Below are 23,251 nucleotides of genomic sequence, written 5' to 3'. Positions count from 1 at the left end.
GTCAAATAAACTGAGTCAGACCAGATTATTGAAGCATTACGCAAGCGTTAGTACGTTTGATAAGATATGAGGGCTGTCCGCAGGTTCGACTGAACATGTGGTAGCTCTATTTTATCGAATCGGGGGTAAATTGATCCATATAACCATATTATTAAATTGACATATGGTTTTCTTTTGTTTTAAAATGACCAGTGAGTCATTGTTATTCAACTCGGTTTAATATATATGTACCAAACCAACTGTACGATACTGAATTTACGATCTGATCGGGAGGTAACATGTGATGCAAAAACAAATGAAATGGCCCCTAGTCCTGTTTGCCATAGGGGTATTTATGGCTGCGCTGGATAACGGGATCATCACCTCTTCACTGACCACCTTAAATGCATCATTTGGTGTGTCGCCAACATGGGGAGCATGGACGATTACGCTTTACACGCTTGGGCTTGCGGTGAGTGTACCTATTGCGGGCAAACTGTCGGACCGTTATGGTCGCAAGAAGCTATTTTTGATTGAAGTGGCGTTGTTTGGGATCGGGTCCCTGCTCGTTGCGCTGAGCACATCATTCACCTTTTTCCTGATTGCTCGTGTCATTCAAGCTTTGGGCGGTGGTGGGATTTTTATCATTGCCAGCTCATACGTATTAAGCAAGTTCCCGGCGGAGCGTCAGGGTACAGCTCTGGGTCTGCTTGGAGGGATGAATGGTGTTGCCGCTATATTGGGACCCAATGTCGGTGCTTTTATACTGGACCTTACGGGCAACTGGCATTGGTTATTCCTGATCAATGTACCTATCGCCATTCTGTTATTCATAGCAGGTATTCGATTTATTCAGGAAGAGCAGGAGCTTAATCGTGCAGCAGTGGACTGGAGCGGCATTGCTGTCCTAACGTTGGGTGTACTCAGTTTAATGTATAGCTTCAGCAATCTGGACGGTGTGAACATGCTTCAAAGCCTGGGATCTCCGATGTTCTACGGCTTTTTCTTGGCAGGTGTAATCCTTCTGGTGCTCTTTTACTTTATGGAAAAAAGGCTGGAAGGATCTGAACGTGAACCTGTTGTATCGACACAGCTTCTGGGCATTGCGTCCTTTCGCTGGACGCTGTTGATTGCCTTTTTCTCGGGAGCCATTCTGGCCTCGGTGATCTTTATTCCCGGATTTGTTGAACAATATCTCGGCGTATCCAATACGGCTTCCGGGTACTGGTTTACTCCGCTTGCGCTGGCATCCGGCATCGGGGCAGGTGGAGGTGGATACCTCGTTGACCGCAAAGGTCCAATCTGGACGTTATCGGTTGCTGGACTGCTATCTGCCATTGGATTCCTGCTGTTCCCGCTATGGGTGGAGCATATCTGGCAATTTGTCATCGCGAGTACGCTCGTAGGTATTGGCTTCGGTATGATGCTTGGTGCGCCAGTTAACGTACTTGTCACAGAACAGGCGGGGGAGAACAACAAAGGCATCGCGGTAGCGACCAGCTCGTTATTTCGCCAGATGGCGATGGCTATTGCACCTACCATTTTTGCCGGATTCCTGGCACGTTCTTTCATTAATCTGGGGTCCAACATTCAGGCAGGATTCGCTGACAAAGGAATTCAGGTGCCGCCCGAGATGCTACAACAATATGCCTCGGGAGGGGCATCAGGGAGTGATGTCTCCAGTCTGACAGAGGGCCTGTCCCAGATTCCTGATGAAGGTATCCGCGATGTGTTGCTCCAGGCAGTGCATCAAACGACAGGGCAGGGTTACAATGGCCTTTTCTGGTCTGCGGTGGTATTCAGTGTGCTTACGCTGGTAGCTGCGCTTATAACGGGACGTCTGCGTCAAAAAGAGAAGAGCCAACATGTGGAAAGTGTATCCACGAACGGATAGGATCGCATGCAAAAATGAAGAGAACAGTGTACCTTTTGAAACTAAAAAGGAGGCGCTGTTCTTTTCAATTTAACCGGATTGTAACTTTTCTTGCTCCTGCAATGATTACAATAGAACGAGCGTAAGCGGTGTCTTGATTCAAGAGAGAGAAAACTTCAGTGAACACCGAGTCACAAGGCATCCCAGACGTTTAATTGGTATTATATAAGTTGAACGAATCGTTACACTTCATCACTGCGAGTTCAGAATAACCTTCCGATCGCTGTTATCCCCAGATTTTTTTGATTTCCTTATTCCAAAGGTAAAAATCCGGTGATAAAGGCGAAGCGTATGCTTTCGATGCAGCTTTCTTTCAGAAAGCTTTTAGCTACGCTTCTTCAGGTTTTTTCTGACCTCTCCGTTTTTAGTGTAAATATTAGATGAAACTTATATATCAGGCAGTATCATTTTGATAGTGAAGAAGGAATCAATGGATGAAAAGCAGAACTAAAGATAAGAAGAAAAGAAGAAAAGGCCTATATATAACGCTCGTTTCACTTGTTGTTTTGTTAATCGGAGGTTATTTGTTCCGTCAGCAGCTGGCTGTAGCGGCATTTGACCTGTTTCTCGCTGGTTCGGTAGAAGATCAGTTATCCCGTTCTTATGTACCGCAAGAAGGCAACAACACGCCTGATCCAACGGTATACCGTAAGGAACCTTTCTCCGTATTACTGCTCGGTTCGGACAAACGCGCCTATGAGAAAACGCGTGGACGTTCCGATACCGTCATCTATGCTGTAGTACGTCCCAAGGAATCCCGTGTGCTTCTGGTATCCATTCCACGTGATACGTATGTGCAGATTGTAGGACGGGATGCCAACAAGGACGGCGAAGATGATTATGATAAGCTGGCGCATGCCTATGCTTTTGGTGGGGAGAATATGTCCATCAATACCGTGGAGAAATTTCTTGATGCTGATGTGGGTTATTATGCAACGATCAACTTCGACGGAATCAAAAAAGTGGTTGATGCACTTGGTGGTGTAAAACTGCCAATTGATGAGGACATTGTGAACAAGAATCCGGATCATGTGCAATTCACGATTGAAGGTGGTAAGCCGATCTATGACGGGCAGGAAGCACTGTATTATGTAAGATACCGTGAGGATAGCGATTTTAATCGTACCAAGCGGCAGCAGATTTTCCTGAACGCGATGGCGAATGAGATGCTGAATTTGAATCAAATCGCCAAAATTCCGGAATTGATTCAGATCATGGGAGACAGTTTCCAGACGGATATGCGAGCATCTTTCATTATTGATCTGGCCAAACAAGTGCTTACTCAGGAGAAACCGCAGATTTCAAGCTTCACCATCCTGGGTGAGGGAATGAAAAAAGACGGTATCTATTATGGTCAGGCTGACGAGAAAGATGTCCAATATGCCAAAGAGCTGATTAACAACTGGATGGATCAATCGACCCCAGCCGGTGAAGTAATGATCCCTGACCGGCAAAAGATTGAATAACCAATTCCATACCAATGATGTGTTGTAGACCACAATCAGCAGTACGTTTATTCGCGGGCTGCTGTTTTTTTTCTTTGTATTGAGAACTATTATCCTTTTGGAACATCCTGCGTTCTGATCCGTATAATATAAGTTGAGCGAGATAAGTTGAACGAAGAAATTCACAAGGAGGATACACAAGGGTATGAACATCGCATTTTTTTTGCTACCCAAACAAGAGGTTACGTGCGTGACGTCGGATTCTACGCTGCGGCAAACGTTGGAACGGATGGAATATCATCGTTTTACGGCGGTACCCATTTTGAATAAAGAGGGCAAATATATTGGTACGGTTACCGAAGGCGACTTACTGTGGTATATGAAGAATGCCGAGGGAAAAATTTCATTTGAAAACGCTTCAAAGTTTTTGCTCAAGGACGTTCCACTTCGCTTGGATATTAAACCCGTATCCATTAATGCCAACATGGAGGACCTGATTAATCTGGCTAAAGTTCAGAACTTTGTTCCTGTGGTCGATGATATGGATCGGTTCATTGGTATTGTCAGACGGAGTCAGATAATTGAGTACTGCGAGGGCATTGTAGCCAAAGAATCGATCAAGGCTAAGTAAGGCTGTACCGAATTTAAACATTATTGTGTCATGATGGATAATCACAGCCGTCCGGTATCATGTTAAACTTAAGAAGTCCTGAACCAAGGGCGCATTCGAAGTTTTTTACAAATATATAGGTCGATAGGATGTACGGAGGACTCCGCATAAGTACCTGACATCAGTTTCGGAGAACTTCTCCGTTTTTTGGGGTAATTTTGCGGGCCCTCTTTTTATGCTATAATCGAGAATAAAGCTTTTTCGGGGGAGAGTGACTTTCGCCAATATGCCTAAAGAACTGGATGTAGCCAAACGCGCTAAAGTGATTGAATGGCTGAAAACCGAAGTGCTTGATCAGGTATCCCGATTATTCAAGGCGTTATGGGAAGGCAGTACAACTCGAATCGGGGACAGTCTTGCCAGTTTGATTATGAGTAGTTACATATTGGGCCGCAGGCTCGGTATTCCTTTCAAGGATCTGGATGCACTGCTAGTTGAGAAGTTGAAAAAGCATAAACAGGAAGGTCACCAGCTTGAAGACTGGTACCAAGATATTTCCGCGCTAGAAGATCATATGCGTAAGAGGTGAATTTGTTGAAATTTAGCTTTAAATCAGCTGTTTGGAGCGCAGTCTATCTGCTCTTGCTACTTTCGCTGTTAACTCCTTTATCGGTACTTGCCATATTTTTTATGATGATTCCGGGAGTTATTTTGTATGCTTCATTATCTTTAAAATCATTTATATGGCATCTCGTGCCCGTAGCCGTTATTTTGGTCGTATTCCACCCCATCTATCTGTTACTATTGCTCGTCTTTACCCTGCCTGCGATCGTTATGGGTCACGCGTATAAAACACGCAAATCAGCCCTGTTCGCGCTGATGGCGGGAAGTGGCATGATGTTGGCAGAATACTTGTTATTGCTCTTGGTCGGCAGTGTCATTTTCCAATTCGACCTGTCCAGTTATATTGAAGATGTGGTCAAATTGACCATTGAACCGTTAACCAATACATCGAATCAGATGATTAACGGTTTTGCATGGACACCTGAGATGACCGAGGATGTTGCCAAACAAACACAGCTTATGATTCCGTTTGCTCTCGTTGTCACGTCGATGGTAATGGCCTTTATTACGCACGCCATTGCTCGTCCGATTCTGAACGTGATGGGTGTGGTGGTATCGAAACTTCCACCAGCGAGAGAATGGCGTATGCCGCGTGCGTTGATCTGGTATTATTTCCTCGCATTGTTGATCGAAGTGATCTCCAGACAAAGTGATGGAACATACTGGACCATGATTGCCATGAACCTGTCCCCGTTAATTAATCTGGGCTTCATGATTCAAGCGATCGGTTTCTTCTTCTTTCTCTCACATACAAAGAAATGGAATCCGGTTATACCATATTTCCTGGCGGCTGCGGTCTTCTTCATTGGTCCGCTTCGGATTATCGGAATTATCGATCTGGCGTTCCCGCTTCGTGAGGCAATATCGAAATCAAAACGATAGGGTGATGAGTCATGCCTAAATTTCTGAAGAAACGCTGGCACGGCTACTATACCGTATGGGCGTTCATACTGCTGCTGTTGCTCGTTATGTTCGTTACCATTTATAACTGGACGCTTGGTTTGATTAGTCTGATACTGGCTTCGGCGCTGGGAATCGTCATGATTAAGGCGGAGCTCGCGTTCCGCCGTGAGCTTAACGACTACATTAATGGCCTATCTATTCGGATCAAACGGATGGAGGGGGAAGCGGTCAGCATGCTTCCATTCGGAATTGTGCTGTACAGCGAAGATCGTACGGTAGAGTGGCATAACCGCTTTGTCGCGGAGATGTTCCAGGAGAAGACAATGGTGGGTAATCCGCTACTTAATTTGTTTCCCAAACTTCCTCAGCCTAAAGAGAAGAAGGATGGGACGAAGGAACATTCATCCAAGGAGTTCCATGACGAATTCCAGTTGGATGATCGGCATTATGGAGTTATTCATAACCCGCAGGAGCGGTATGTATATGTATACGAGATTACGGAGTTAGCCATTCTTCGTGATAAATATGAAAATGAACGCCTTGCCTTGGGGATTCTCGTTCTGGATAATCTGGATGAGGCTGCCCAAGGTATGGACGATCAGCAGCGTACAGCGCTGATTGCCCGTGTGACTAGCGAAATTACGTCATGGGCCAAGCGGTACGAAGTGTACCTGCGCCGTTTGTCTTCTGATCGTTATCTGTTGATGCTGAATCATAAGTCTTTGCAGGAACTGGAGCAGAGCCGATTTGTCATTTTGGATGAGGTTCGGGAGATGACTGCTGACCTCAAAGTGCCAATGACACTCAGTGTCGGACTGGCGTTTGGATCGGATAGCATCAGCGAGATGGGAGAACTGGCACAGTCCAGTCTGGACATGGCACTTGGACGTGGTGGTGATCAGGCTGCTGTGAAGTCCGGACAACGCCTGTCCTTCTACGGCGGTAAGTCTAACGCAGTGGAGAAACGGACACGGGTAAGAGCCCGCGTTATTGCGCACGCGCTGCGTGATCTGATGCAGGAGAGCGATCGGGTGCTCATCATGGGGCACAAAATTCCGGATATGGACGCGATCGGCGCATCCATCGGAGTGTGGAAAGCGGCCAGTCTGTACAATGTGGAAGCACGGATTGTTCTGGATGTAATTAATCCATCGATTGAACGCATGATGGAGCAAGTAAACAAGGACGAGAAGTTGTCCAAGGCATTTGTATCACCGGAACAGGCAACCCAGATGATGACCGAGCACACGTTGCTGGTGGTGGTGGATACGCATAAGGCCTCCATGACCATGGAGCCGAAACTGGTACAGTCTGCTACCCGTGTCGTAGTTGTGGATCACCATCGCAGGGGTGAAGAGTTCATCAATGACGCAGTGTTGATCTATCTGGAACCTTATGCGTCTTCTGCTGCCGAATTGGTAACCGAACTCTTGCAATACATTCATGACAAGGTACAATTCACTCCGCTAGAAGCTACGGCTCTACTTGCCGGGATTACGGTAGATACGAAGCATTTTGCACTGCACACGGGGTCCAGAACGTTTGAAGCGGCAGGCTTCTTGCGCCGTAGCGGTGCGGACACCATTATGATCCAGCGGTTGATGAAAGAGGATCTGTCAGAATATATTGCTAAGGCAGAAATCATAAAGCATGCTAAAATGGTATATGGAAACATTGCGCTGGCGGTCACAGACCCTGGCAGCAAGATTTCACAGATGATGATCGCCCAAGTGGCGGACACATTGCTGAACATGACTGACGTGGTCGCTTCATTTGTAATTAGTGAGCGTCCGGATGGACTGATTGGCATCAGCGCGAGATCGCTGGGGCGCATGAATGTTCAGGTTGTCATGGAACGACTGGGCGGTGGCGGTCATTTGACGAATGCTGCCGTACAGCTTGAAGGAACGCTTGGAGAGGCAGAAAAACGGCTGACGAACGTACTGGCTGAAATCGAAAAGGAAGAGGGGCTGTTCGAATGAAAGTCATTTTTATAAAAGATATGAAGGGTCAAGGCAAGAAAGGGCAAGTGAAAGAAGTATCTGAGGGTTACGCACAGAACTTCCTATTGCCACGGGGAATCGCACGTCTGGCAACAGACGGCAACATGAAGACACTGGACAACCAGAAGGCGGCTGAAGAAAGACTCAAACAGGAAGAGAAAGCGGAAGCGGAAGCACTTGCGAAAAAGCTGGAAGCAGAAGTGACTGAACTGAATGCGAAGTCCGGCGAAGGCGGTCGTCTGTTCGGCGCCATTACCAGCAAACAGATCGCAGAAGCTTTGTCTAAAAAAGGTCTGAAAGTAGACAAACGTAAAATTGAGCTGGACGAGCCTATTCGTACACTCGGCGTAACACAAGTAACTGTCAAGGTTCACCCTGAAGTGAAGGCAACCTTGAAGGTACAGGTAACGGAAGAGTAAGATGGGCGGAGAAATGTTATTCGACCGGATTCCCCCGCAGAACCTGGAAGCCGAACAGGCCGTGCTGGGTGCAATCCTGTTGCAGGGCGAGGCCCTGATTACAGCGATGGAACGGGTGCAAACCGAGGATTTCTATGATAAACCCCATCAATTAATCTTTGAAGCGATGATCCAGCTTGGTGAGGGAAATCAACCGATTGACCTCGTGACACTGACTTCGCTTCTGAAGGATAAAGGTGAGTTGGAGGACATCGGGGGCGTTAGTTATCTGGCTAAGCTAGCCCATGGTGTACCTACAGCCGCAAACGTAGACTATTATGCTCAGATTATCGAAGAGAAATCGATGCTGCGTCGCCTGATTCGTACGGCAACACAGATCGTGAGCGAAGGATATACAGGTGGCGAAGATGTTGCAGCGATGCTTGGAGAAGCTGAACGTCGCATTCTGGAGATCTCCAACCGTCGCTCCAGTAGTGGTTTTATAGCCATTCAGGACGTACTGATGGAAGTATTCGATCGTGTGGAAACACTTCATCAGAATAAGGGTACAACGACAGGTATTCCGTCCGGGTTCATCGATTTGGACAAAATGACTGCCGGATTCCAGCGCAGTGACTTAATCATTGTAGCGGCCCGTCCTTCCGTAGGTAAGACGGCCTTTGCCCTGAATATCGCTCAGAACGTGGCCATTCGGGCACAGGAGACGGTAGCCATCTTCAGTCTGGAGATGTCAGCGGCCCAGCTGGTGCAACGTATGATCTGTGCGGAAGCCAATCTGGATGCCAGCGTGATGCGTATGGGTGACTTCAAGGGCGATGAAGATTGGCAGAAGCTGACGATGGGTATTGCAGCTTTGTCAGAAGCCAACATCTTCATAGATGATACGCCAGGGATTACCGTAGCGGATATTCGTGCCAAATGCCGTCGTCTGAAGAAAGAGAAAGGCCTTGGCATGATCCTGATCGACTATCTTCAACTGATTAGTGGACGTGGTAAAGCAGGGGAGAACCGTCAACAAGAGGTATCCGAGATCTCACGTACACTGAAACAGATTGGCCGGGAACTGGAAGTTCCGGTTATTGCCTTGTCCCAGCTGAGCCGGGGTGTAGAGCAACGTCAGGACAAACGTCCGATGATGAGTGACTTGCGGGAATCGGGTTCGATCGAGCAAGATGCCGACATCGTAGCGTTCCTGTACCGGGATGACTACTATAACCAGGAGACCGAGAAGAAAAATATTATTGAGATCATTATCGCTAAACAGCGTAACGGTCCGGTAGGTACGGTAGAACTGGTCTTCCTGAAAAACTTTAATAAATTCGTCAATTACGAGAGGGCACACAATGATGCCTTCGCGATGTAATGGGCAGGTGCTGACGGCTTCGATCAAGAAGCCAAAATCGTCTGTCCCGAAGATCAACCATTAGAGCAACTGAACTCAAACATGTGTTATAAATACCAGATATAGATTGACATTGAAATGGGTATCCTTGAACCGGTGATAGCAGTCAAGCAAGCTTGGACTGAAGTCTCCGGTTTTTTGTGTTGAAATAACGGGTAAATTCCGAACATTAGGGTTGTACTATATCTAATTGTTCGCCATTTGATTTGACTTTGAAAAAGGGTACTGGTACACTAATACTGCTGCGTTAAAGCAGCACAAACCTTCCCTTGAATGTAACGGAAGGACATTTTTACTGTCCGTTAGCACGCTTCTCAGTCGGTTTATTGCGTAACATGCCTGCCGGGATAGAGGACGGACAGACCAATACAAAGGTGCGCAAGGCACCCACGGAGGAATGTTAACTATGTCAACGGTAGTTGTAGTGGGAACGCAATGGGGAGACGAAGGAAAAGGTAAAATCACGGATTATTTGGCGGAGAGCGCTGATGTGGTGGCTCGTTACCAAGGTGGTAACAATGCGGGTCATACAATTCTGATTGATAACAAAAAATATAAACTGACGATGATTCCATCAGGGATTTTCTACACGGATAAAGCGTGTGTCATTGGTAACGGAATGGTTATCAACCCGAAGGCACTCATCGAAGAAATTAACTATATTCATGACAATGATTTCACAACGAAGAACCTGTCCATCAGTGAGCGTGCACATATCATCCTGCCATATCACATGGTATTGGATGCACTGGAAGAAGAGAGCAAAGGTCCGAACAAAATTGGTACGACTGGCAAAGGAATTGGCCCATGTTACATGGACAAATCAGCTCGTATTGGTATTCGGATGGTTGACCTGATGGATGCTGAAGATTTCGAACTGAAACTGCGTCATCTGGTCAAAGAAAAGAACCGTGTCATCGAGCAAGTCTACGGCGGCCAGCCTGTTGATGTTGAGGAGATTCTGCAAGATTACCTCGGATATGCTGAAATTCTTCGTCCTTACGTACGTGATACATCCGTTGTTCTGAACGAATATATTGATGAGGACAAAAAAGTATTGTTTGAAGGCGCACAAGGCGTTATGTTGGACCTTGATCAAGGAACTTATCCATTTGTTACATCATCCAATCCGTCCGCAGGTGGCGTATGTATCGGTTCTGGCGTAGGCCCGGCTCGTATTCAGCAAGTCATTGGGGTAGCGAAAGCTTATACAACCCGTGTAGGAGATGGCCCATTCCCTACGGAATTGCATGATGCAATCGGTGACCAAATCCGTGAGACTGGACATGAGTACGGTACGGTAACTGGACGTCCACGCCGTGTAGGTTGGTTTGATAGTGTTGTTGTTCGCCACGCGCGTCGTGTCAGTGGAATCACTGGTCTGTCCCTGAACTCTCTGGACGTAATGACAGGTCTGGAGACCGTAAAAATCTGCACAGGATACAAATTCCGCGGCGAAGTCATCACACACTATCCGGCAAGCCTCAAAATGCTGGCAGAATGTGAAGCGGTATACGAAGAGATGCCAGGCTGGAGCGAAGATATCACTGGAGCGAAGAAACTCGAAGACCTGCCAGTGAACACACAGAATTATGTAAAACGTGTTTCCGAACTGACAGGCATTCCAATTGCCATCTTCTCCGTTGGTCGTAACCGTGAGCAAACAAATCAAGTTCTTCCAATCTACGAGTAATCGAAGAAATAGAGAGATTGTTTCTTGAATTATAAAATAGAATACTTTGCCGATTCGGGCAGTAGAGCCTCCAGTTGTTGCTTTTATAGCGATGACTGGAGGTTTTTTGTATGTTTTTCGGATATAATCCCGAGATTTCCGTCAATACTGGTTAACAGTAGAGTCACAGACCCGGACATGTGCATGTTAGACGGGTGGGATAATTGGAGGGAGAGAACGGAATGAAGTTGCTTGTGTGGTTTGTCAAAATCGTGCTAACCGTATTGCTGGTCAGTTCACTGACACTGCTCACGACCGGATTAATTGTACAGTCATATGCGAAGTCGCTACTCGCGAGTTTCAATATTCAGTGGGAAGGTCAACCCATGGGGTTAACCGCCATGTTCCAAGGTGCCTTGGGCGGTAAAACCAGCGAGGGGAACAAATCAGGAAATGGGACGACAGATCAGCCGACAGGAGCGGACGAAGAGCAGGTTCCGGAAGATGCTGTTTCAGTTATGGGGAATGGGACAGAGAGCGGTCAATCTGGTGTAGATGCGGGCAATAATGCGTCCCAAGGGAGCGGCTCAAACGAGGGCACAGAGGAAGGTTCAGGTACAGATACGACCGCAGGATCAAACTCAGGCACAAGTGCAGGCAATGGGACGGATACGGGCATGGGTAATGACTCAGGAACAGATCAGGGTAGTGGTTCAGCTTCAGGCAATGGAACCGGAGCGGCCAGCGGCGGTGCTTCTTCAGGCAATGATGCCATTGTTGTATCACCGGATGACATTACAGGAGCGAAAGACAAGCTGCCAGCAGAGGAGAAGGAAAAAATCTTCAGCCTGCTCATGAACAAGCTGCCACAGAAAGAAATGCAGCAGATCTCAGGTGCCATGGAAGGTGGCCTAACGGAACAGGAACTACGTGAGATTGAACAGGTGATCTCGAAGTACCTGACCAGTGAAGAGTACGACAACCTGATGGAAGTACTGCAAACGGAATAGGATGATAGGCAGGGAAGACAGGCGTACTTATAGACGTATCGCCTGATTCATAATGTAATGGACTTGTCGAGGATGATTGAATATAATCGATTTAAATAAATACTGGAAAATGCCTGTAGGAGGGAACAGTGTATGAAATATAAAGGTAAAGAACACAACATATAAAAACGTTCAGGCAATATTGCAGAAACCTCCAGTCCAATTCGTGGACCTCCGTTCATATGTGCATTCAAGAGAACCGATGGACTTGTGTTTATGAATACACGAATTGGAGGTTTTATTAAACATGAACTTTTATCATACTAATTCAGAACTGTCAGTAAAAAAGTCCACCGAGGCGACGAGTGATCGATTCGAGCAAGGGTTGCAAGAGGCGAATCAGCCGTTTATTGGTTGGGATTTTAGCTATGTAACAGGGAGTGAGCGACTTCAGAGTGGAATGTTGCCTTGGTCCTTTGGAACGATGGCGCGCCGATTGTTGAATCAGACAGAACGAATGCTCGACATGGGGACTGGTGGAGGAGAAATGCTTTCCAGACTCCTTCCACTTCCTCCATACACATGTGCGACCGAAGGCTATCTCCCGAATATACCGATTGCAGAGGAACGTTTACAGCCGTTAGGTGTGAAGGTACTTCCGGTGACTGATGATTCGCAACTTCCTTTCACAGACGGAGAATTTGATCTGATTCTTAATCGGCATGAGTCGTATGATGAGCAGGAAGTTAGGAGGATTCTATCCGCAGGAGGACTGTTTCTGACTCAACAGGTTGGTTGGTCAGATTGCAGGGAGATCAATGATCGGCTCGGCATTCCTATGCCAGCGGATTACGCTGGATGGGAACTGGATCGTGCTGTTCTTCAGCTGGAGCAGTGTGGATTCCGGATTCTGGAGCAACGTGAAGCAACCCCTGCACAACGTTTCTATGATATAGGCGCACTGGTATATTATCTAAAGACCATCCCGTGGCAAGTACCTGATTTCAAAGTGGAACGGTTCCGTCAGCCATTAATGGATATTTATACGGAGATGGAGCAAAATGGATTCTGGGAAGTACAGCAGAAGCGATTTGTAATTCTTGCATTCAAAGAATAGAGACATAAAAGTTAATTTCTATTGTGGCATGAGATGAAATCCAGTTTAAGATAAACCACAATCAAGTTGTTTACGTAATCCCTTATCAGAGTTGATCTGGTGAGGGATTTTATTTGTATTTTTATGAAAAATAAAGCATATTTCACTGGGTCTTAGAACCTAGTCTTAAATTGTGAGTAAAAGTACATAGTACAGCGGATGTTGAGGCATAATGGGTGATGGATCAGCCGTACAATCTTATGGATAATACAGGGAAACCAAGCGGGGCGTGGCTTTGCGGTGTGACGTGTAGAGTTGAAATGAGTGTAAAACCTGTGTTAAAGTATACGGGTGTGATAAAAGGTTAAAATTTTGACACTTTTACGAGCGCAGTTAAAGTCCTGATTTTGCGGACACCCAATACAATTATCAACGAGCATGGGACAGACACGATGGGTGATGTCTTGACAGAAATGCGAACTGAGAAGTGCTGAAAAGGAGAGAATCATGAAAGGTTTCAGAGGCATACGCCAACCGGGCAAAGACCGGGTACACGAACAATCCGGGGAACACCGGACGGCCGAAGACAAAAACAACATGAGCATGTCCACTTTCAGTGTGAATAAGAAGCGCGTTCTGGCCTCGCGCAAATGGATCATTACAGCAGCATGTGGTGTATTCATCGCAGCATCGCTCGGGTTCGCAGGCAAACAATATGTTACTGCAAACACCGTGCCGTATTATAAAGTAATGGTTAAAGGTAGCGAGATTGGTACCATTGCAGATGAAGCACAATTACAACAACTATTTACAAACAAAACTGAGGAATATCAAAATAAATATCCAGATGCAGAAATGGTGCTGAACACGGATGGCATCACAACCGAAACGGCAAGAGCGTACAAACCCGAAGTGAACAGTGACGAGACGCTGGACAAACTGGGTGACATGCTGACAGCCTACGCCAAAGGTGTGGAGCTCAAGGTAGACGGTGAAGTCATTGGTATTGTGAAAGATCAGGCAACAGCGGATGCAATCCTGGAACAAGTGCAGAGCAAATACATATCGGCATCGACTGTGCGAAGTTCGCTTAAGACGAAGTCGGTATCGGCTAATTCCTCGAAGAAAAACGAGGGACCAAGTACAACCCTGAAGTCGGTAGGCATCAAGGAAGATGTAGCGACGGATGTGGTGAAGGCTGATCCAAACAAAATATGGGATGCGTCCGAGGCGGTTAAAGCATTAACCGTTGGTAAAGACGCGCCTGTAACTTATGTGGTTCATGAAGGAGATACAATCTCTTCGATTGCTGCCAAGTATGAAATTACACAAAGCGAGATTCGCCAGCATAACCCGGGCATCAAGGAAACATCGCTTCAAATCGGTGACGAACTGACCTTGACCGTTCCGAAACCAGCGGTAACCGTTAAATCAGTTGAGCAGGTTGTTGAACAGATTGAGATTAAACCGCAAGTGGAAGTACGCAAAAGTGCTGAGTTGAAAGCGGGTATCACAAAAGTTGTGCGCCCTGGACAAAGTGGATTGAAAAGCATGCAGTACCGTATAACCAAAGAAAATGGTGAAGTTGTTCAGGAAGAGTGGCTTGGTCAGGAAGTGATTAAAGCAGCTGTAACTGAAGTGGTCCTTAGCGGAACAAAAGTTGTTGGTGAGGGCACAGGTGAATTTGCTTGGCCGGTATCCAATGCAACGATGAGCAGCAGCTTTGGCCAACGTTGGGGTCGCCAGCACAAAGGTGTCGATCTGGTAGGTAACCGCGATGTGAAAGCGTCTGATGAGGGTGTAATTACTTTTGCAGGACAGAAAAGTGGTTATGGTAATGTCATCATTATTAACCACCGTAACGGATACGAAACATTGTATGGACATCTGAACAGCATTGGCGTTAAGGTTGGACAAGTGGTTGAAAAAGGCGAGAGTATCGGCGTTATGGGCAACACGGGTCGTTCGACTGGAACACATCTGCATTTTGAGATTATTAAGAATGGAACGGTAGAAAATCCGTTAACGTATCTGAACTAATATAGAGCTTAAGGAGGCAAGGTTGGCTATAATGCTGGCCTTGTTTTTTGCTGCTGTAAAAAATTTTCAGATGAAAGACCTTCCAAGCCCCTGATCGGGATGTGACGGTGCTTCAGGTATGTTAAACTAGAGAGTATATACAACAAACTAGAGAAACAAATCAAGCAGGCTTGGTACAAGCTAAACATAGAAGAGAGATATAAACGCTAACGCGGATTAAGCAGGATATAGGGGTGAACTTAGCCGATGCAGGGGAAGATTTTGGTGGTGGACGATGAACAGCCCATCGCAGACATTCTGAAGTTTAATTTGGAAAAAGAGGGGTACGAGGTCATCTGTGCATTTGATGGCATTCGTGCGGTTGAACTGGCGTTATCCGAGAAACCGGATCTGATGCTGCTGGATCTGATGCTCCCGGGCAAGGATGGTATGGATGTATGTCGTGAGGTGCGCGCTCATCTGGAGATGCCGATCATCATGCTTACCGCCAAGGATGGCGAGATCGACAAGGTACTCGGGTTGGAATTGGGTGCGGATGATTACGTGACGAAGCCGTTCAGTACGCGTGAGTTGCTTGCACGGGTGAAGGCACAGATGCGCAGACGGCAAAAGCTCGCGATTACGGCAGAAGCGCCGGAAGATGAGGAAAAGCAGGTCATGCGGCTATTCGATCTGGCGTTTGATATGGACATGTACACGGCTTACAAAGGCGGGGAACCGCTTGATCTGACCCATCGTGAGTACGAACTTCTCTATTATATGGCGAAGCACTCCGGCAAGGTTATGACACGGGAACATCTGCTGCAAGCGGTATGGGGATATGAATATTTCGGCGATGTACGTACTGTGGATGTCACGATCCGTCGTCTGCGTGAGAAGATTGAGGAGAATCCGAGCAAACCGGAAACGATTCTGACACGCCGCGGGCTCGGTTATCTCGTGCGCAGTGCCAAAAGCGTGGGGATATAATGGGCCGATTCGCGCGATTCTCGTTCTTCCGAACGATTCAGGCGAAATTGATCATTATCTATGTACTGCTGATTCTGATTGCGATGCAATTAATCGGCGTTTATTTTGTGAGCGCAATGAAGAACTCACTGACGAGCAACTTTACGGAAGATCTGCAGGCGCGTGCGGAAATGCTGTCGGTTCTCGTGGGGGAAACGATGGCGGGCGGAGAAGCAGAGGCTGGCGAGGACAAAACGGAAAATCTGCGTGTGCTGGTGAACAACCTGTTCAACATTAACGGTGCCGAGATTCAGGTGCTGGATGCCAGCGGAAAGGTACTGACGACCTCGCTAAGTTCACATTCAGACTATGTGGGGCGCAAAAACACCCAGACCGTTGTCAGCCGTGCACTGCAAGGAATTCGGGACAATGAGGAATATATCGTGGACGAGGATAATGTTCGCAAAAAAGTCGTCGCCAAGCCGGTGCTGTCCGGCGGCAAGATCATTGGCGCGGTCTACATCGCGGCATCCATGAACGAGCTGTATTCCACGATGGAGGGAATCAACAAAATATTCATCTCCGGCATTCTGATTGCCTTGGTGTTAACAGCGGTGCTTGGCGTGATCCTATCTCATACGATCACGCAGCCGATTAAAGAAGTGACTCGGAGAGCGACAGCGGTCGCAGAAGGTAACTTTGATCAGCAGACACCTGTATTTGGCACGGATGAGATCGGTCAACTCAGTCGGGCTTTTAACTATATGACCAGCAGGCTTCGGGATGCACTTTCACTGAATGAAGAGGAGAAGGAGAAGTTGACTTCCATTCTGACCAATATGAGTGATGGTGTGGTGGCTACGGATGAGTACGGTAAAGTCATTCTCGTAAACCGTCGTGCCAGCAGCATTCTGGGTATGCATCCTGCGGATATTGAAGGAAGACACTTCGCCATATTACTCGGCATTGATCCGGAGGATGCGGAAGCCCTCGCGAGTGGTTTCACAGGTTCAACTTTGCTGCAGATTGCACCCGCTGGACAAGAAGAGCCCGTGGTTATTCGGATGACGTTCACACCAGTTCATCGGCGTGAACGGGGGATCACGGGAACGATTGCCGTACTTCAGGATGTTACCGAGCAGGAAGAGCTTGAGGCATCCCGACGTGAATTCGTGGCTAATGTATCCCATGAACTGCGTACCCCACTGACTACGATCAAGAGTTACGCGGAAGCGCTGGATGATGGTGCACTGGAAGACCCGCAGCTTGCCGGTCGTTTTGTTGGTGTTATTCAGAACGAGACGGAGCGAATGATACGACTGGTTACGGATCTGCTACATTTATCGCGGCTGGATTCCAAAGAGGCTTTGCTGCGGAAACAACCAACTGACATTCTGGAAATGCTGGAGGAAGTGGCGGATCGATTCTCATTCCAGATGCATCAGAAGGATATTCAGCCTGTACTATCTGTGGAGAATGATATTCCGGCTGTTCCACTGGATCGTGACCAGATTGATCAGGTGCTCGATAATGTCGTGTCCAACGCGCTGAAATATACATTGGAAGGCGGCACCATTACGATTGCGGCTAGACGAAGTGATGAATACACACTTGCCATCTCGGTATCGGATACCGGAATGGGTATCCCACAGCGTGATCTGGATCGCATTTTTGAGCGGTTTTATCGGGTGGACAAGGCTCGTTCCCGCAGTATGGGAGGCACAGGGCTAGGACTGTCCATTGCCCGGGAAATTGTGAAGGCACATGATGGCAGCATTTCTCTGGAATCTGAAGTAGACGTGGGAACGACAGTAACGTTCACTCTGCCGATGCGTGAGAAAGGGGGTGAGCACCGTGAAGGAACGGATTAAATCCTTGGTGCTTGCTGCCCTTGTTGTAGCCAGTCTGGTTCAGAGTTATTTTCTGATCTACCGTTTGCCCGGAGGCGGGGATTCCATCGTGACGTCAGAGACGAACTATGTGAAGACGGAGAATATGGGTCAGGAACGCAATATTGAAGAATTGATTTTCCCTGATCAGATGATTATTCATCTGGGCCAGGATAAACATACGGTGTTTTACCCTGGCAATACGTTCTATCAGTTGATCTATTCACGGCTACAGGGGCGGGCGTTCGATGATTTTCAGCGCCGGAGTGTGCAATCGGTGAACTGGGATCAGATTCGCAAGGAGAACCCTGGGTTTGAACTATCATTCAAAGAAGGTATTCCCGTAGCATTATTACAGCGGGTGATGAGGCTCGGGACGGATTCCTTATTCCAAGGGGAGACGATTAACCGGATCTCCATCTATACGTCCAAAAATGAAACGAAGGCCCATGCGCTGTTCTTCAGCGCCAAGGGAGACGTGGTATACGAAGCAACGCAGGCGGACCTGACAGTACAAGACGTACAGCAGCATGTTGACTTCGGTACGAACTGGACGCCATACACGTTGATGGAGGGCGGGTATTATATCCCGGCGGAAGCGTTGGAGACGATTGAGGCGGATGTGCCAACAGGCCAGTTCACGGTTGAGCAGATGCAGCGCAGTCTGTTCTTCGATCCAAGTATGACCCGGAATATCCGGGAAAAAGATGGATCGGAGATCTACACGGACAGTAAACGTAGTCTGCAGGTAAAACAGGAACAGCGCTGGATCAGTTATACTGATCCGGCAGCACCGCCAGCAGGACAGATTGATCCTGCGAAGGATGCGTTGTCTGCGGTTGATTTTGTGAATCAGCACGGGGGCTGGAAAGGCCGTTCGCGGATGATGCTGGGGACCGTGGAAAGCAAGACACGGCTTGAATTCCAGCAGTATTACGGCAGTTATCCGATTATGGATTCCATGCAGTTCCGCTTTGGAACGATCAGCATGGAGATGCAGCAGGAGACGGTATCCAGCTATGAACGATCGCTGGAATACCTGAACGAAGGTGCAGAGACGAAGAAATCGGTCAAGTTGCCTGGCGGAGACAAGCTGAAGGCTCTTATTAAAAAGGTAGCAGGTGAGAATCGTCAGGTTGTGGACGTATACCCGGCTTATCGTCCTTCTTCGATTGAGGACGGATTAAAGCTGATCCCGGTATGGGTGATCCGTTTTGGAAACGGTGAAGAGACTACCGTATCTTGATAGGTTATAGTCTTTAAACCAAAGAGTAGCTGTACTTTATCACTACGCGTGCAGAATAACCTTTCGATCGCTGTTACCCCCAGATTTCTTGAATTCCCTTTTAACACGGGAGAAATCTGGTGGTAAAGGCGAACGCTCCGCTTCTTCAGGTTATTTCTGCCCTCTCCGTTATCGTATAGCTTTAAGTTCAAAGGCTATAAACGGCCAGTTCCGGTGGAAGGTGTAGGCAACTTGAGAAAGTATTGCAAGCAGCTAGTTTAGGGGGTGAATGTTATGGATTGGGGACGGGCCAAAAATGTGTTGATCTATGCCTTTCTGCTACTCAATCTGGTGCTGGGATACCAGATATGGATGGATGCACGAGAGACGGCCGGAGCCAATCTGGACTTCACCTCACTGGCAGATAATACACAACAGGCGATGGAAGAGAAAGGCATTCAGGTGCTGGCTCCGATTCCAAATGAAACGCCGAAGCTGCCGAAGTTGTCCTATGAGTTCATTGAAGAGGACAAGGCTGGCGTGGATATGGAACTGGAACAGCCTGTAGATAGCAAGCTGATCTTCTCGCAGAGTGAGCTGGAAGATGCATTAGAGCGTGAGATTCCACAGATCGGGACATACCGGCTGGATCAGCTGATGGCCGAGGATGGGGCTTTTGTGCTTCACCCACTGGTGGATGGCAAATGGCCGCTCTTCAATGTGAGTCTGGAGCTATTCTACAGCGACCAGAAAATAACGGGTTACCGTCAAACTCCAGTGCGGATTACAACCGCAGAGGAGAGCGATCAGCAGGTGCTTCCGGCGTCGAAGGCGCTGGGAACGCTGATCGAGAACTTTTTGCCAAATGATGCAATTGTCAAAGATATTCAGCTGGGCTATTACGGCCAGTTGTTCAATTCAGATATACAGGTAGCGATGCCGGCATGGCGGTTCGTGCTGGAAAGTGGCGAAGTGTTGTACGTGCAGGGCATCAGTGGGGATGTATTCAGTCCCAAGACAGACAAACCAGGGGAGTAATGCGTTATGGGGATATATTTTACCGTGTTATCCAGCGGTTCGACAGGTAATGCCACAGTCATACAGCATGGGGGTACCTCTCTCATGATTGATGCGGGTCTTAGTGCGAAGCGATTGGATGCACTGTTTCAGGAAAGGGAGATTTCTGGGGCAGAACTGGACGGGATTCTGGTTACACATGAACATTCCGATCACATTAAAGGACTAGGCGCGATGTCTCGGAAATATAATTTACCAATCTACGCGAATCTGAATACGTGGGCGGCACTGGAGAAGTCGGTTGGGGCGATTCCAGAGGAAAACCGGAGGGTATTTGAGACGGGTGAAAAGCATGATTTTGGGTCACTGCGCGTGGAATCCTTCGGCATCTCGCATGATGCAGCTGAGCCAGTCGGTTATACGTTCGATGACGGCAGTGAGAAGCTGTCTGTTGCAACAGATCTTGGGTACATGAGCGACAAGGTTCGCGATGCCATCTCTGATTCTGACGTACTGGTGCTGGAAGCGAATCATGATGTCGAATTGCTGCGTATGGGGCGTTATCCGTGGAACACCAAGCGCCGGATTTTGAGCGATATTGGGCATTTGTCGAACGAAGCAGCAGGAGCAGCGCTTAGTGAACTGATGAACGGACGCATCAAGCGCACGTATCTGGCACATCTTAGCCGAGATCATAATATGATGGACTTGGCGAAAATGTCGGTGCGCGACGCGATGGAGAGCCGTGGATGTTTTTACCGGGATCATGAGTTCAAACTCTGTGATACGTATTACGACCGTCCTACGCCATGGGATAGGGTGGGTGAGCCATAAAGCTGTCCAGTTCGGCGGCTTTGCGCTCAACTTCCTCGCGGGTCAGGATGCCTTTATCAATAAGCAGTTCAATGATGGTACTGAGTGCAAGGGTATTGCGATAGTGTTCTTCCTTGAGATCGGCCAGCTTGGCCGCCATATGAACTTCGTCCATGGCTGTGAGTGTACGCGTGCGATCCATATATATCCTCCTCTATGAAGCTTCGAATTGTCTTTTACTATTATTGTAGTCAGGCTTGATGGAAAACATTCCTCTTTTTGCCGCTAACATTTGTGTGATGAGACGTGTATGCTGAACCTGTGACGATGCAGGGGTGAAAAAGTTCTTTAAATTTACCAAAAATGGCGCTTAGCGGACCGGATTTTGTGGTGATAGATACTATGGACCTTTATTGTTAAGCGCGTTATAGCGGAAATTTGCTTTAATTTTCGTAAATATGCAACTTTTTGTGATTTGACGTGTTTAGTATATGAGGAGCATTGTGATTTTGGCTGTTTTGCGTGTGAAATGGCATGTCATAGAATGCGAGAGCATGATTGATAGAGTCACTGACAGAATGGCGTGTCCGTTCTGTTGTACATAGACGCTGTATCTTGATTTGATGCCGGGATGCGGCGATATGCAAGACCATTTTATAAAATTGCAAAAAAGCATGGGAAACCGTTGGAGTCTTCACGTAACGAAGACGACAGAAGAAACCTGAAGAAACAAAGTGTTCGCCTTTAGGAACAAATTTTTACCTTGGAAGAGGGGATCAAAAAAATTTGTGAGTAACTGCGATCGGAAGGTTCGTCTGTTGGCGGAGTGGTGTATGTGAGAACTCCATCGTTGATCCATGCGACAACTTAGGCGGCAGTCAGGGTCTTGATGCGTGACAACGAAGGGGAGAGGATCACGATGGGATTGTTTGGAGACGATTTTTATTCAACCAAAGTATCAAGACGCGCCGAACCTGAACAGAAAGGCAAACTTCAGATCATCCGCCCTGGGGGCAGAGCACGTGGACGTGACCGCTGGAGCAATCCGCGCAGATCGCGTACGGGAATCAGTTCCACAGTGAAGGTAGCTGTGATTAGCTCGGTGATCAGCTCCATCGTGACCGTCATGCTGTTTAGCTTCATCACACAGCCCACATCGTTACCGCTGGCGAATGCTACAGGCAACGGTGGTGGAGGCAGTGCACAGGCAACACAGGCAGCTGATCCATACGACCGGATTATTCAGGCAGCAGCACATGTTCGTCCTTCCGTGGTGAGCATTGTGAACCATAAAACGGGTAGCAGTCTATCGATGGAAGATTCGGCGCTGGGCTCAGGGGTCATTTTCAAGAAGGAAGATGGCAAGGCCTACATCATGACCAACCACCACGTCGTGGAGGGTGCGAGTGATCTGGAGATTGTGACCGTAGATGGGGAGACACACAAAGCGAAGCTGGTTGGTAAAGACCGGGTAAGTGACATTGCTGTACTATCCGCAGAAGATAAAGGGCTGGGTGCAGTGGCGGAGATCGGTGATTCCAGCAAACTTCAGCGCGGTCAAACGGTGCTGGCGATCGGGAACCCGCTCGGTCTGGGCGGTACGCTGACATCCGGAATTGTCAGTTACACGGATCGTATTCTGCCTGTATCGATTAATCAGGACGGCGTGTACGACTGGGAGCAAAACGTGATCCAGACGGATGCGGCGATTAACGAAGGCAATAGCGGCGGTGCTTTGGTTGATCTAAACGGCAAAGTCGTAGGAATTAATACCATGAAGATCTCGGATACGGGGGTTGAAGGACTCGGCTTCGCGATTCCGATGAACGAAGTGATGAAAACGGTAGATTCCCTGCTCTTGAACGGCAAAGTATCTCGTCCATACCTGGGTGTATATACGGTAGATCTGAGCAACCCATATGCACCACTGGATGATGAGCAGCGCAAGGATCTGAAACTGCCATCCCACGTGGACAGCGGTGTGGTTGTGCTGGAAGCATCCGGTCCGGCATCTGATGCAGGTATGAAGCTGAATGACGTCATTACGGAATTTGACGGGCAAAAAATTACCTCCACGCTGGATCTGCGGAAATATCTGTACGATGAGAAGAAGATTGGGGATACGATTGAAGTGACCTTCTACCGGGATGGCAAAGCGGAGAAAGTATCAGTGAAGCTGACGGATAAACCGGAATAAGGGAAGTTCAACGAAACCTTTACTGTTGCGTGGATTGAAATAGGGCA

At 47.7% G+C, this 23,251-nt stretch carries 19 protein-coding genes; 18 read left to right on the top strand and 1 reads right to left on the bottom strand.

Annotated elements, in window-relative coordinates; all coding sequences use genetic code 11:
• The first annotated feature begins 283 nt into the window (after positions 1-283).
• From F0220_RS30120 to F0220_RS30040, 17 genes are all read left to right on the top strand, one after another.
• Positions 284-1,873 (top strand): MFS transporter, encoded by a 1,590-nt coding sequence (locus tag F0220_RS30120; protein ID WP_105600629.1) that lies wholly within the window; start codon positions 284-286, stop codon positions 1,871-1,873.
• 473 nt (positions 1,874-2,346) lie between these two features.
• Positions 2,347-3,378, top strand: coding sequence for an LCP family protein (locus tag F0220_RS30115; protein ID WP_091012208.1), 1,032 nt, complete (start codon positions 2,347-2,349; stop codon positions 3,376-3,378).
• Between the two features lie 184 nt (positions 3,379-3,562).
• A complete protein-coding gene (locus F0220_RS30110) occupies positions 3,563-3,988 on the top strand; it encodes a CBS domain-containing protein (RefSeq protein ID WP_017691444.1) in 426 nt (141 codons plus the stop codon).
• A 265-nt stretch (positions 3,989-4,253) separates the two neighbouring features.
• Positions 4,254-4,556 carry a MazG-like family protein gene (locus F0220_RS30105; RefSeq protein WP_017691445.1) on the top strand — a complete coding sequence of 101 codons (303 nt, stop codon included), beginning with the start codon at positions 4,254-4,256 and terminating at the stop codon, positions 4,554-4,556.
• A gap of 5 nt (positions 4,557-4,561) precedes the next feature.
• A complete protein-coding gene (locus F0220_RS30100) occupies positions 4,562-5,473 on the top strand; it encodes a DUF2232 domain-containing protein (RefSeq protein ID WP_091013184.1) in 912 nt (303 codons plus the stop codon).
• Positions 5,474-5,484: 11 nt separating this feature from the next.
• Positions 5,485-7,476, top strand: coding sequence for a DHH family phosphoesterase (locus tag F0220_RS30095; RefSeq protein WP_105600627.1), 1,992 nt, complete (start codon positions 5,485-5,487; stop codon positions 7,474-7,476).
• Positions 7,473-7,916, top strand: a complete 444-nt coding sequence (rplI, locus tag F0220_RS30090) for a 50S ribosomal protein L9 (protein WP_105600625.1) — start codon at positions 7,473-7,475, stop codon at positions 7,914-7,916. Before F0220_RS30095 ends, rplI begins: the two co-directional genes overlap by 4 nt.
• Before the next feature lies 1 nt (position 7,917).
• Positions 7,918-9,279 carry a replicative DNA helicase gene (gene dnaB / locus F0220_RS30085; RefSeq protein WP_036611922.1) on the top strand — a complete coding sequence of 454 codons (1,362 nt, stop codon included), beginning with the start codon at positions 7,918-7,920 and terminating at the stop codon, positions 9,277-9,279.
• Between the two features lie 445 nt (positions 9,280-9,724).
• The gene (locus tag F0220_RS30080) at positions 9,725-11,011 is read left to right on the top strand and encodes an adenylosuccinate synthase (protein ID WP_091012210.1); all 1,287 of its coding nucleotides are present in this window, start codon (positions 9,725-9,727) and stop codon (positions 11,009-11,011) included.
• A 221-nt stretch (positions 11,012-11,232) separates the two neighbouring features.
• Positions 11,233-12,000, top strand: a complete 768-nt coding sequence (locus F0220_RS30075) for a hypothetical protein (protein ID WP_149846878.1) — start codon at positions 11,233-11,235, stop codon at positions 11,998-12,000.
• A gap of 286 nt (positions 12,001-12,286) precedes the next feature.
• Positions 12,287-13,096 carry a class I SAM-dependent methyltransferase gene (locus F0220_RS30070; RefSeq protein ID WP_223199820.1) on the top strand — a complete coding sequence of 270 codons (810 nt, stop codon included), beginning with the start codon at positions 12,287-12,289 and terminating at the stop codon, positions 13,094-13,096.
• Positions 13,097-13,582: 486 nt separating this feature from the next.
• On the top strand, positions 13,583-15,115 hold the full coding sequence (locus tag F0220_RS30065; RefSeq protein ID WP_105600622.1) for a peptidoglycan DD-metalloendopeptidase family protein: 1,533 nt from the start codon (positions 13,583-13,585) through the stop codon (positions 15,113-15,115).
• Between the two features lie 246 nt (positions 15,116-15,361).
• Positions 15,362-16,084: a response regulator YycF gene (yycF, locus tag F0220_RS30060; protein ID WP_074092884.1), complete on the top strand. Its 723-nt coding sequence runs from the start codon at positions 15,362-15,364 to the stop codon at positions 16,082-16,084.
• On the top strand, positions 16,084-17,934 hold the full coding sequence (gene walK / locus F0220_RS30055; RefSeq protein ID WP_105600620.1) for a cell wall metabolism sensor histidine kinase WalK: 1,851 nt from the start codon (positions 16,084-16,086) through the stop codon (positions 17,932-17,934). Before yycF ends, walK begins: the two co-directional genes overlap by 1 nt.
• Entirely contained in the window at positions 17,918-19,198 is a 1,281-nt protein-coding gene (locus tag F0220_RS30050; protein ID WP_105600619.1) for a YycH family regulatory protein, read from the top strand. The genes walK and F0220_RS30050 overlap by 17 nt, the downstream gene beginning before the upstream one ends.
• A 273-nt stretch (positions 19,199-19,471) precedes the next feature.
• Positions 19,472-20,215, top strand: coding sequence for a two-component system regulatory protein YycI (gene yycI / locus F0220_RS30045; protein ID WP_036612041.1), 744 nt, complete (start codon positions 19,472-19,474; stop codon positions 20,213-20,215).
• Between the two features lie 6 nt (positions 20,216-20,221).
• The gene (locus F0220_RS30040) at positions 20,222-21,028 is read left to right on the top strand and encodes an MBL fold metallo-hydrolase (protein WP_105600617.1); all 807 of its coding nucleotides are present in this window, start codon (positions 20,222-20,224) and stop codon (positions 21,026-21,028) included.
• Here F0220_RS30040 and F0220_RS30035 read toward each other — a convergent pair.
• Positions 20,997-21,209, bottom strand: a complete 213-nt coding sequence (locus F0220_RS30035) for a hypothetical protein (RefSeq protein WP_036611899.1) — start codon at positions 21,207-21,209, stop codon at positions 20,997-20,999. The two genes, F0220_RS30040 and F0220_RS30035, sit on opposite strands and share 32 nt — an antisense overlap.
• A 717-nt stretch (positions 21,210-21,926) precedes the next feature.
• Between F0220_RS30035 and F0220_RS30030 the strand changes: the two genes are divergently transcribed.
• Positions 21,927-23,204: a S1C family serine protease gene (locus F0220_RS30030; protein ID WP_091012220.1), complete on the top strand. Its 1,278-nt coding sequence runs from the start codon at positions 21,927-21,929 to the stop codon at positions 23,202-23,204.
• The last annotated feature ends 47 nt before the right edge of the window (positions 23,205-23,251 follow it).

Origin of the sequence: Paenibacillus sp. 37 (genome assembly GCF_008386395.1) — a bacterium.
Lineage (GTDB): Bacteria > Bacillota > Bacilli > Paenibacillales > Paenibacillaceae > Paenibacillus > Paenibacillus amylolyticus_B.
The sequence above is the reverse complement of the archived record's forward strand: the minus strand, read 5'-3'. Positions and strand labels throughout refer to the sequence as shown.

Excerpts from the sequence above, each read along its gene's own strand:
- walK (WP_105600620.1), top strand. The coding sequence starts at position 16,084 with ATGGGCCGATTCGCGCGATTCTCGTTCTTCCGAACGATTCAGGCGAAA.
- yycF (WP_074092884.1), top strand. The coding sequence starts at position 15,362 with ATGCAGGGGAAGATTTTGGTGGTGGACGATGAACAGCCCATCGCAGAC.
- F0220_RS30105 (WP_017691445.1), top strand. The coding sequence starts at position 4,254 with ATGCCTAAAGAACTGGATGTAGCCAAACGCGCTAAAGTGATTGAATGG.
- F0220_RS30040 (WP_105600617.1), top strand. The coding sequence starts at position 20,222 with ATGGGGATATATTTTACCGTGTTATCCAGCGGTTCGACAGGTAATGCC.
- yycI (WP_036612041.1), top strand. The coding sequence starts at position 19,472 with ATGGATTGGGGACGGGCCAAAAATGTGTTGATCTATGCCTTTCTGCTA.
- F0220_RS30065 (WP_105600622.1), top strand. The coding sequence starts at position 13,583 with ATGAAAGGTTTCAGAGGCATACGCCAACCGGGCAAAGACCGGGTACAC.
- F0220_RS30075 (WP_149846878.1), top strand. The coding sequence starts at position 11,233 with ATGAAGTTGCTTGTGTGGTTTGTCAAAATCGTGCTAACCGTATTGCTG.
- F0220_RS30095 (WP_105600627.1), top strand. The coding sequence starts at position 5,485 with ATGCCTAAATTTCTGAAGAAACGCTGGCACGGCTACTATACCGTATGG.
- rplI (WP_105600625.1), top strand. The coding sequence starts at position 7,473 with ATGAAAGTCATTTTTATAAAAGATATGAAGGGTCAAGGCAAGAAAGGG.
- F0220_RS30120 (WP_105600629.1), top strand. The coding sequence starts at position 284 with ATGCAAAAACAAATGAAATGGCCCCTAGTCCTGTTTGCCATAGGGGTA.
- dnaB (WP_036611922.1), top strand. The coding sequence starts at position 7,918 with ATGGGCGGAGAAATGTTATTCGACCGGATTCCCCCGCAGAACCTGGAA.
- F0220_RS30110 (WP_017691444.1), top strand. The coding sequence starts at position 3,563 with ATGAACATCGCATTTTTTTTGCTACCCAAACAAGAGGTTACGTGCGTG.
- F0220_RS30080 (WP_091012210.1), top strand. The coding sequence starts at position 9,725 with ATGTCAACGGTAGTTGTAGTGGGAACGCAATGGGGAGACGAAGGAAAA.
- F0220_RS30115 (WP_091012208.1), top strand. The coding sequence starts at position 2,347 with ATGAAAAGCAGAACTAAAGATAAGAAGAAAAGAAGAAAAGGCCTATAT.
- F0220_RS30030 (WP_091012220.1), top strand. The coding sequence starts at position 21,927 with ATGGGATTGTTTGGAGACGATTTTTATTCAACCAAAGTATCAAGACGC.
- F0220_RS30035 (WP_036611899.1), bottom strand. The coding sequence starts at position 21,209 with ATGGATCGCACGCGTACACTCACAGCCATGGACGAAGTTCATATGGCG.
- F0220_RS30070 (WP_223199820.1), top strand. The coding sequence starts at position 12,287 with ATGAACTTTTATCATACTAATTCAGAACTGTCAGTAAAAAAGTCCACC.